The 9,721-nt window shown below is 54.9% G+C and carries 11 protein-coding genes and 2 tRNA genes; 8 read left to right on the top strand and 5 right to left on the bottom strand.

Annotation, left to right across the window (positions count from 1 at the left end):
- Positions 1-36: 36 nt before the first annotated feature.
- From ABLU67_RS04180 to ABLU67_RS04170, 3 genes are all read right to left on the bottom strand, one after another.
- Positions 37-124 (bottom strand) — tRNA-Ser (locus tag ABLU67_RS04180).
- Positions 125-269: 145 nt separating this feature from the next.
- On the bottom strand, positions 270-947 hold the full coding sequence (locus ABLU67_RS04175) for an isochorismatase family protein (RefSeq protein WP_014228814.1): 678 nt from the start codon (positions 945-947) through the stop codon (positions 270-272).
- Between the two features lie 20 nt (positions 948-967).
- Positions 968-1,828 (bottom strand): pirin family protein, encoded by an 861-nt coding sequence (locus ABLU67_RS04170; protein WP_014228815.1) that lies wholly within the window; start codon positions 1,826-1,828, stop codon positions 968-970.
- 114 nt (positions 1,829-1,942) lie between these two features.
- Here ABLU67_RS04170 and ABLU67_RS04165 point away from each other — a divergent pair, with 114 nt between their 5' ends.
- The gene (locus ABLU67_RS04165) at positions 1,943-2,848 is read left to right on the top strand and encodes a LysR family transcriptional regulator (RefSeq protein ID WP_014228816.1); all 906 of its coding nucleotides are present in this window, start codon (positions 1,943-1,945) and stop codon (positions 2,846-2,848) included.
- 348 nt (positions 2,849-3,196) lie between these two features.
- On the opposite strand, the gene ABLU67_RS04160 is transcribed toward ABLU67_RS04165, so the two are convergent.
- Positions 3,197-3,284: transfer RNA gene (locus ABLU67_RS04160), tRNA-Ser, on the bottom strand.
- Between the two features lie 268 nt (positions 3,285-3,552).
- On the opposite strand from ABLU67_RS04160, the gene ghrA reads away from it, so the two are divergent.
- The 7 genes from ghrA (at position 3,553) to ABLU67_RS04125 (ending at position 8,362) form a co-directional block, all read left to right on the top strand.
- Positions 3,553-4,491, top strand: a complete 939-nt coding sequence (gene ghrA / locus ABLU67_RS04155; RefSeq protein WP_048261565.1) for a glyoxylate/hydroxypyruvate reductase GhrA — start codon at positions 3,553-3,555, stop codon at positions 4,489-4,491.
- 85 nt (positions 4,492-4,576) lie between these two features.
- Complete coding sequence (locus ABLU67_RS04150; protein WP_025106900.1) at positions 4,577-5,314, top strand: phosphatase; 738 nt, start codon at positions 4,577-4,579, stop codon at positions 5,312-5,314.
- A gap of 22 nt (positions 5,315-5,336) precedes the next feature.
- Positions 5,337-5,891, top strand: a complete 555-nt coding sequence (locus tag ABLU67_RS04145; RefSeq protein ID WP_025106901.1) for a molecular chaperone — start codon at positions 5,337-5,339, stop codon at positions 5,889-5,891.
- Between the two features lie 103 nt (positions 5,892-5,994).
- Positions 5,995-6,486 carry a DUF1097 domain-containing protein gene (locus ABLU67_RS04140; protein WP_014228820.1) on the top strand — a complete coding sequence of 164 codons (492 nt, stop codon included), beginning with the start codon at positions 5,995-5,997 and terminating at the stop codon, positions 6,484-6,486.
- A gap of 289 nt (positions 6,487-6,775) precedes the next feature.
- A complete protein-coding gene (locus tag ABLU67_RS04135; RefSeq protein WP_014228821.1) occupies positions 6,776-7,081 on the top strand; it encodes a type 1 fimbrial protein in 306 nt (101 codons plus the stop codon).
- Positions 7,082-7,170: 89 nt separating this feature from the next.
- Positions 7,171-7,725, top strand: coding sequence for an O-acetyl-ADP-ribose deacetylase (ymdB, locus tag ABLU67_RS04130; protein ID WP_014228822.1), 555 nt, complete (start codon positions 7,171-7,173; stop codon positions 7,723-7,725).
- 46 nt (positions 7,726-7,771) lie between these two features.
- Positions 7,772-8,362, top strand: a complete 591-nt coding sequence (locus ABLU67_RS04125) for a TetR/AcrR family transcriptional regulator (protein ID WP_004849849.1) — start codon at positions 7,772-7,774, stop codon at positions 8,360-8,362.
- 35 nt (positions 8,363-8,397) lie between these two features.
- On the opposite strand, the gene mdoC is transcribed toward ABLU67_RS04125, so the two are convergent.
- Positions 8,398-9,558 (bottom strand): glucans biosynthesis protein MdoC, encoded by a 1,161-nt coding sequence (mdoC, locus tag ABLU67_RS04120; protein WP_046876514.1) that lies wholly within the window; start codon positions 9,556-9,558, stop codon positions 8,398-8,400.
- Positions 9,559-9,721 lie beyond the last annotated feature (163 nt).

The raw sequence follows: 9,721 nt of genomic DNA, 5'->3' as shown, positions 1-9,721 counted from the left end.
AAAGCCCGTACTTGCGTACGAGCTCTTCTTAAAATATGGCGGTGAGGGGGGGATTCGAACCCCCGATACGTTGCCGTATACACACTTTCCAGGCGTGCTCCTTCAGCCACTCGGACACCTCACCATATTGTTTTGTCGCTCACCTTGGGTGGGCAACGGGGCGCTACTATAGGGAGTTGCGCTAAAACGGTCAAGCAGTATTTATGCTTTCGCTATCGTTCGGTTAAGCAATGAACACTGCCCCGCCGTAGCACGGCGGGGCAGTCATTTTAACGCTGTGAATCAAGCTGTTCGTTATTCTTCACCACGTCCTGAGCTTTGGCGTAGCTCTCAATCAGCAGCTGGTATGCCGGGAAGACCTTGGTATACACCTCGGCCCACTCAGCGGCATCCGGGCGATTCCAGGTGCGCTGCAGTTCAGAAGCAACCGCTGCGGTATCCATCGGTACGACGCCCGCCTGAACAACCCGGGCGAGGGTGATTTCCTGCGCCATCTTGCTATAGGTACCGGAAGCATCAATGACGGCAAAAACCTTATAGCCATCGGCGACGGCGGCAATGGACGGGAACGCCATGCAGACGCTGGTAATGGTACCGGCGATAATCAGCGTTTTACGCCCGGTTGCTTTTACTGCGGCAACAAATTCCGGGTTATCCCACGCGTTAATCTCTCCTTTACGCGCAATATATTGCGCATGGGGCGCGTTCGCATGAATCTCAGGGATCAGCGGGCCGTTTGGTCCCTGCGGCACTGACGCCGTGGTGATCACCGGGATCCCGGCTAATGAAGCCATCTTCGCCAGCGCGGCGGCGCGCGCCCGCAGCTCCGGCATCGGCATATCACCCACGGTCTGGAACAGACCGCTCTGGTGGTCAATCAGCAGCATGGCGGTATCATTGACATCAATAACCGGACGAGAACCATTAAAGTTAGCTGGGGTAGACATATTATTCACCTCATTCAATATCAGATTTGGCCGAAGCGGCCGCTATTAAAATCACGAACCGCTTCCGCGATTTGTGCTTTGGTATTCATCACAAAGGGGCCATAGCCCACGATCGGCTCCTGCAGCGGTTCACCGGCCATCAGCAGTACTTTTGCGTTGCTACTGGCCGAGAGGTGGAGCGCTTCTCCTTTCTGGCTGAGCACCACCAGCTGACCCTCGCGGGCGCTACCCTCGCCGTTCACCACCACTTCACCTTCCAGAACGACCAGCGCCGTACTCCAGCCGGCAGGCTGATGCAGCGTGATTTCCTGGCTCTGGTTAAGCTGCAGGTCCCAGACGTTAAGCGGAGAAAACGTGTGCGCAGGGCCGACAATATCTTCGTAGCGCCCGGCAATAACCCGCATATGGCCCGCATTATTCGGCAGCTCAACGTCCGGAATCACATCAGCAGTGATGCTCTGGTATCCCGGCTGCGTCATTTTGTCTTTCGCCGGGAGGTTGACCCAGAGCTGAATCATCTTCAGCTCGCCGCCGGTACGGGTAAATTCCGCCGAGTGGAACTCTTCATGCAGGATCCCGGCGCCTGCGGTCATCCACTGCACATCGCCCGGTCCAATGACGCCGCCTCTGCCGGTAGAGTCACGATGTTCAACTTCGCCGGAATAGACCACGGTGACGGTTTCAAATCCGCGATGCGGATGTTCGCCGACGCCGCGTTTGCCTGTCCCCGCCGGGAAGTGATGGGGGCCAGCGTAGTCGAGCAGCAGGAAGGGGCTTAGCTGTTCGCCGTGAGTCTGGTAAGAGAACATTGAGCGAACCGGGAAACCATCGCCTACCCAGTGCTGTGAAGGCGCGGTGTAGATACCTGTAATTTGTTTCATGGTAGTCTCCTGAATAGCTGTTTCTGATGTGAATAAGCATATATTCGCCACTAATAGTCCGCTAGATAGCAAAAATGACCTATACTGTTCTAAAAATGGAACGATGGGGGAAGGATGCAGGATCTCAATGACTTAGCCTGGTTCGTACAGGTGATCGATCACGGTGGTTTTGCCGCGGCGGGCAGGGCGCTCGATCAACCCAAATCCAAGTTGAGCCGTCGTATTGCCCAGCTAGAAGAACGCCTCGGCGTCCGTTTGATTCAACGTACAACCCGGCAGTTTGCGGTAACGGAAGTTGGCCTGACCTTTTATCAGCACTGCAAAGCGATGCTGATCGAGGCGGAAGCGGCAGAACAGGCGGTGGAAACCCTGCGTTCCGAGCCGCGCGGGAGCGTAAAGCTGACCTGCCCGGTAACGCTATTGCATGCGCATATCGGGCCGATGCTGGCACGGTTTATGGTGCGCTATCCGGGCGTGAATCTGCAGCTGGAAGCGACTAACCGACGCGTTGATGTTGTTGGAGAGGGCGTCGACGTCGCGATTCGCGTACGTCCAAGGCCGATAGAAGATAGCGATCTGGTGATGCGTGTTCTGGCCGATCGCGGGCACCGTCTGGTCGCCAGCCCCCGGTTGGTGGAGCGGCAGGGGCAGCCTCAGGTTCCTTCAGCGCTAAGCGATTGGCCGGGGTTAAGCCTGGGGGCGGGCAAGCATCAGCATAAGTGGCAGTTGACCGGCCCGGAGGGGGCAAGGGCGGAAATCTACTTTACTCCCCGGCTGGTCACCACGGATATGCTGGCGCTCCGTGAAGCGGCCATTGCCGGCGTTGGGGTGGTACAGCTTCCTTTATTAATGGTGCGCGATCAGTTGGCCGCCGGAGAGCTGGTGGTTGTCCTCGATGAGTGGCAACCGCGCAGGGAGGTGATCCATGCGGTGTTTGCCTCTCGTCGCGGATTACTCCCCTCGGTCAGGGCGCTGGTGGATTTTCTCAGCGAAGAGTATCAGCGGATGGAGGAGGATTAGCATTTGCCACAATCCCGGCGGCGGCGCGATGCGCCTGTCCGGGCTCGGATTACCGGCGATCTGCGGCCCGGTAGCCCGGCTAAGCGCAGCGCAAGCCGGGAAGAAGCCACCGCAATACCACCTCACGGCATATTCCCCGGGTTGCGGCGTAAACGCCTTACCCGGGCTACGGGCTATCGGCAATCTGCGGTACTGTAGCCCGGGCACGCGCATCGCGCCGCCCCCGGGAGAAGAGCATGGAGTAGAAGAATTTCCCGGAGGCGATGCTGCGCATCTGTCCGGGCTACCGGACGGGGTGCTATATGCGAAAAAAAAGCCCGTACTTGCGTACGAGCTCTTCTTAAAATATGGCGGTGAGGGGGGGATTCGAACCCCCGATACGTTGCCGTATACACACTTTCCAGGCGTGCTCCTTCAGCCACTCGGACACCTCACCATATTGTCTTTCCCGTTGTTGCCGGGAACGGGCGCTAATTTAGGGAAATACGTATCTCCCGTCAATCAACTTTTTTAAAAAATCGCGCGTTTAGCCAAACTTCAAGCAACTTGCTCCCTAAATGGGCGAAAATCGATTTTTTTATCGCCATTCCCTTTTTCGCACGCTCGGCGAATGAAATTTGCTATGCTGGCAATCCAATAGAAAACAACGAGTAAAACGCGACGCTAACCTAACCTGCCAGCAGCGTCGGCTATCAGGAGCCTTTATGGATATCATCTTTTACCACCCCACGTTCGACACCCCTTTCTGGATTACGGAACTGGAAAAACAGCTGCCCGGCTCGCGCGTCCGCGAGTGGAAACCCGGAGATAATCAACCCGCTGACTATGCGCTGGTCTGGCATCCGCCGGTAGAAATGCTCCAGGGCCGCCAGCTTAAAGCCGTCTTTGCCCTTGGCGCCGGCGTCGATTCAATCCTCAGCAAACTGCGGGAACACCCGGAAATGCTGCCGCTGTCAACTCCGCTGTTCCGTCTGGAAGACACCGGCATGGGGCTGCAGATGCAAGAATACGCGGTGAGCCAGGTGTTGCACTGGTTCCGTCGTTTTGATGACTATCAGGCATTAAAACAAGAGGCGCGGTGGCAGCCGCTGGAGGAGTATCAGCGTGAAGATTTCACCATCGGCATTATGGGCGCGGGCGTGCTTGGCGCGAAAGTGGCCGAAGCCCTGCAAAGCTGGGGTTTTCCGTTACGCATCTGGAGCCGCAGCCGCAAATCCTGGCCGCAGGTCACCAGCTTTGCCGGAGAAGAGGAGCTGAATGCGTTCCTCAACGGAACACGAGTGCTGATAAACCTGCTGCCCAACACGGCGGAAACCGTTGGAATTATTAATAGCGCGCGCCTGGCGCAGCTGCCGGATAACAGCTACGTGCTGAATCTGGCTCGCGGTGTTCATGTGGTGGAAGACGATCTGCTGGACGCGCTGAATAGCGGCAAGTTGAAAGGCGCGATGCTGGATGTGTACAGCCGCGAACCGCTGCCTGAAGCGAGCCCGCTTTGGCGGCATCCGCGAGTGGCGATGACGCCGCATGTTGCCGCCGTCACCCGGCCTCTGGAAGCCATGGCTTATATCGCCAAAACCATCGGTCAGTTAGAACGAGGTCAAACGGTCAGCGGGCAGGTCGATCGCCAGCTGGGATACTAAGCGACAGCCCCGCGTGAGCGGGGTTTTTGCTGATCACAGGCGCAGATTCCTGCTATTCTTGCCACAAACAGAGAAGGAGATTGTGATGTATCCTGTTGACCTGCACATGCATACCGTCGCCAGCACCCACGCCTACAGTACCCTGCACGATTATATTGCAGAAGCAAAGCGCAAGGGGATCAAACTCTTTGCCATTACCGACCACGGGCCCGATATGGCCGATGCGCCTCACTACTGGCATTTTATTAATATGCGTATCTGGCCGCGGCTGGTGGAGGGCGTTGGTATCCTGCGCGGTATCGAAGCCAATATCAAAAATACCCAGGGCGAAATTGACTGTACCGGCCCGATGCTCAACTCGCTGGACCTGATCATTGCCGGTTTTCACGAGCCGGTGTTCCCTCCAAAGGATAAAGCAACGCATACCGAAGCGATGATCGCCACGATAGCGAGCGGCGCGGTGCATATCATTAGCCATCCGGGTAATCCTAAGTTTCCCGTTGATATCCCGGCCATTGCCGCGGCAGCGGCGAAGCACCACGTGGCGCTGGAAATCAATAACTCATCCTTTGTTTCGTCGCGCATTGGCAGCGAAGATAACTGCCGTGCCGTTGCCGCGGCCGTACGCGATGCCGGCGGCTGGGTTGCGCTGGGCTCGGATTCCCATACGGCATTCACGCTTGGTGAATTTAGCGAATGTCGCAAAATCCTCGATGCTGTTGATTTTCCGGAAGAGCGAATTCTTAACGTGACGCCGCGGCGTCTGCTTAATTTTCTTGAATCGCGTGGGATGCCTGCGATTCCTGAGTTTGCTGAACTTTAATTTGAATAACTGGAATAAATGAATGAACGAGTTTTCAATCCTCTGCCGCGTGCTGGGCTCTCTCTATTATCGTCAGCCGCAGGACCCGCTGCTGGTGCCGCTGTTTACCCTTATTCGCGAAGGGAAGCTGGCAGCGAGCTGGCCGCTGGAGCAGGATGAACTGCTGGAGCGTCTGCAAAAAAGCTGCGATATGCCGTCTCTGGCCGCCGAATACAACGCGCTGTTTGTCGGTGAAGAGTGCCGCGTGGCGCCTTACCGTAGCGCATGGGTAGAAGGCGCTACGGAAGCTGACGTTCGTACTTTCCTCAGCGCGCATGGTGTCCCCACGGGGGAGGGCGCCGCGGATCATTTAGGCTCCTTGCTGCTGGCCGCTTCGTGGCTGGAAGATCACGCGCCGGAAGATGAAAGCGACGTTCTGGAAACCCTTTTCGCTGAGTATATTCTGCCGTGGTGCGGCGAGTTCCTGGGCAAAGTTGAAGCCCATGCAACCACGCCGTTCTGGCGCGCCATGGCCCCGCTGACTCGTGAAGCCCTCTCCGCCATGTGGGATGAGCTGCAGGAAGAAAATGAGCAATAAATTGTGATTAAAGTCACAATTTAGTTGCAACAAAACATTCTAAATTTCATTTAGTGTGCTCTGTGTCGCATTTGACGGGCGCGTTTCTGCTATGATACGCGCCATGAACATACTCTTCGCAATCGCATTAACGACGGGCATTCTCTCCGGTATCTGGGGATGGGTGGCGGTCGCATTGGGTCTGCTGAGCTGGGCAGGTTTCCTCGGCTGTACGGCTTACTTTGCCTGTCCGCAAGGTGGGTTAAAAGGGCTGCTTATTTCGACCTGTACGGTCATGAGCGGCGTGGTGTGGGCGCTGGTGATTATTCACGGGAGCGCGCTGGCGCCGCAGCTGGAAGTGGTTAGCTATATCATGACCGGCGTCGTGGCGTTTTTGATGTGTATCCAGGCGCGTCAGCTGATTCTCTCTTTTGTGCCGGGTACTTTTATCGGCGCGTGTGCGACGTTTGCCGCCGGCGGCGACTGGCGTTTAGTTGTGCCTTCACTCGCGCTGGGCCTGGTATTTGGCTATGCCATGAAAAATAGCGGCCTGTGGCTGGCGACCCGGGCGGAGAAAAATAAATCTCTGGCTAATCAAAGTCGCGAATCTTTTTAACCTATCCCACTTTTCATCACCAAAGAGCCCGTCGGGCTCTTTGGCTGTTTTTGCTGCCAGGTATTACCTCATCATAAATCTTCCCGCCATTTTGTTTTTCCTTATATATCCGCAACTTTAACTGTACCGGGAGTTAGTGAATCGATTTTGTTAGCACATTTAAACAAATGATATTTTTTGTTTTTAAATTGTTAATATAATTAAATTGAAGTAAAAAAAATTAACTCGTCGCACTCATGGATGGCTGGTGCTCTTCAGTAGCTATACCGATATGCAGAGGAGTTTTATAATGAAAACAATTAGATATGCTTCGCTTGCAGCCCTGTTTATATTACCCTCGTTTATTAGCCCTGCGATCGCCGAACAGACCGTGGCTGGCGTCGTCCATTTTTACGGACGGGTGGTGGAAGCACCCTGCCAGCTCGATGCAATCAATAATCAGGTTATTATGGATTGCCCGCGGGCGGAGACGATTAAAATTTCCGCTCAGCAGCTTGAGAAAGGGAATATCCGCAACGAAAATATCCGTTCTGCGCAATTACGCTATATTAATCCGCAACGGACCCTCGCCATTCTGGATGTTGATTATCGGTAACCCTCTGCCCCCGGGCTTTCGCCCCGGGGGCTATCGTGCCATATTATCCTCCTGTATTCCTTTCAAGACGTATGCCGACAGGAGGAGAAATGGCTGTTCAACCTGAAGTGGTTCTCGGCGATATTACCAGGCTTGAGGTCGATGTTATCGTCAACGCGGCTAATCCGTCGCTGCTTGGCGGCGGCGGGGTGGACGGGGCGATTCACCGCGCGGCAGGGCCGGAACTGCTGGCTGCCTGCAAAGTTGTGCGGCAACAGCAGGGAGAGTGTCCGCCGGGCCATGCGGTGATTACGGCGGCAGGAAATCTGCCCGCCAGCGCGGTGATTCACGCCGTAGGGCCGGTCTGGCACGGCGGTGACAGGCAGGAGGCGGAATTACTGGCTGACGTTTACAAAAATAGCCTGCTGCTGGCCTCGGCAAATAATTACCGATCCATCGCATTTCCTGCTATCAGCACCGGCGTATATGGTTACCCTAAACAGGCCGCCGCGGAGATAGCCGTGCGGACGGTAACTGCCTTTCTCACTCGCTACAATCCGCTGGAGCGCGTTTATTTCGTTTGTTTTGATAGCGAAACCGCCGGCATCTATACCCAATTACTCGAGGCGAGTCGCGCGCAACTCGGCCATCAGAATAAGATATGATAGTTTCCTGCGAAGACGGGAAACTATCATAACGGGAGAGTCATCGGTGACTGAAGGGAAGGTTCTACAAAAACAACGGCTTCGCCGGATGGAAATTGTTGCCGCGGCACAAAAATGTTTCGCGGAAAAGGGCCTGCATGGCGCCTCCGTAGCGGATATTGCGCGTCAGGCTGGCCTTAGCGTAGGCCAGCTATATCGCGTTTTCGCCAGCAAAGAAGAGATCATCGAAGTTATCGTCAGCGAGATCGTTAATGCGAGAGTAGGCGAAATGGTTGCCGGGAATCATGATTTAGCCCGCATGGCTTCAGTTTTAGCCGGCGTGCTCCCCGCGACCGAGTCTACGAAAAACGATAATTATCTGCTGATGGAAATTAACGCCGAGGCGTCCCGAAATCCGCGCCTGCGTGAAATTATGATCCAGGCCGATCGTCGCCTGAAAGAGGAGGGCGGACGGCTTACCCGCCACTACCATCCTGAGATGACCGCGGAGCAAATTAGCGTCGCCTGCGAATTTATCGCAATATTAACGGAAGGGGCGGCATACCGTTGCGACCTGGCGACGGCTCCGACGGTAGATAAAGCGGCGATGGAGAGCCTGTACCGCGATGTCTTTCAGCTGTTGTTTGCGCAAAAATAGCGCTGCTTGTGCGTTCCACACAGCAGCGCCCTGTTTTAACTGGCGGAAATTTGCGGCTTAGCCGTCTTTTGCTGGAATTTTCCGGAAAAAAGAAAGCGCAACAGCGGTATCCGCAGATGAATTTCATACAGCACCAGTGCAATCCCGACAACAAAAACCAGCCCGGTGATAAATCCAAGGGTATTTGATTGAATGACCGGGGTTATCCATGCCCCGTAGAGCAGGGTCAGAGGGTGGTGCACCAGGTAGATAAATAGCGATGCGTTGACGAAGTAGGTCACCCGCGCGGACTGGAAATTCAACAAACGGTGGCCAAGCGAAAAGACCACGTTGACCATCCATAGCCCCAGCACCATCGTAATCACGTACTCCGTTTCGTACATCCAGCCATCGCCCGAGCCGTACTGCTGATTCAGTCGGTAGGCGATAAATCCCAGGAAAGCCGCCACAAAGCACCACGGCGAGGGGGTCGTGAACATCGTCTTCAGCCGCGCGTTAATAAACGTCTGGGCGCCCAGGATAAAGAAAGGCAGATAGAACAGCGTCTGCATCACGATAAAGTTGAACAGACCGTTGCTGAGAATGGGCGGATAGAGAATAAAAATAGTGCGGCGGATGACCGCGTACAGCACGCCCAGAGCGAGAAAAATCATCGACAGCTGGCCTAATGTGACGGTGTCACCAAAGGTGGGCGCAGCGGCAGAACGCGGTCGCGTCAGCCATTTGAACATCACCACGCCCAGCGACGTCAGGACCACCAGCACCAACAAAAACCACAGATGAGAGATCAGCTCCCAGGCGAGGGTGTTGAACTTGTCATAGCCTGACAGCGTATGCCAGTTATCCGCTTTACCGTTGACGTACTGCAGCATAATAAACTGCGGCAGGGTCAGGAGCGGGATCGCCGTTAACATGGGAATGCCGACGCGCTCAACGCGTACTTTCCACCATTTTTTCAGCGGATAGCGCAGAAAAAGCATGTAGGAAAAATAGCCGGAAATCACAAAGAAGACCTGCATGCGAAAGGCATGGATGAAGTCGTTAAATAACGTCAGCCACCACGAGGGCTCGGCGCTGTTAACATGCCAGCTGTGGCTGGAGTAAATGAGCGAAATGTGAAAAGGGATGCCCAATAGCATCAGCCAGGCGCGGATGCTATCGAAAAAATATTCACGCTGTACCGGAGTATTATTCATACAATATCACTACATTCTCAGACAATTCGTCTTATCACTCAACGTGATAACGTTTAAATTCTCTGCAACCCTACATGAACTCTGGTTAACTGTCTCCAGGATAAGCACGCAAAGTGCAAACGGGGCAGTAACTGTGTATTCCCTGTGCCGCGATGCCGAACAA

This window comes from Klebsiella sp. GN_Kp190 (assembly GCF_040061795.1).
Classification (GTDB): Bacteria; Pseudomonadota; Gammaproteobacteria; order Enterobacterales; family Enterobacteriaceae; genus Klebsiella; species Klebsiella michiganensis.
The sequence above is the reverse complement of the archived record's forward strand: the minus strand, read 5'-3'. Positions and strand labels throughout refer to the sequence as shown.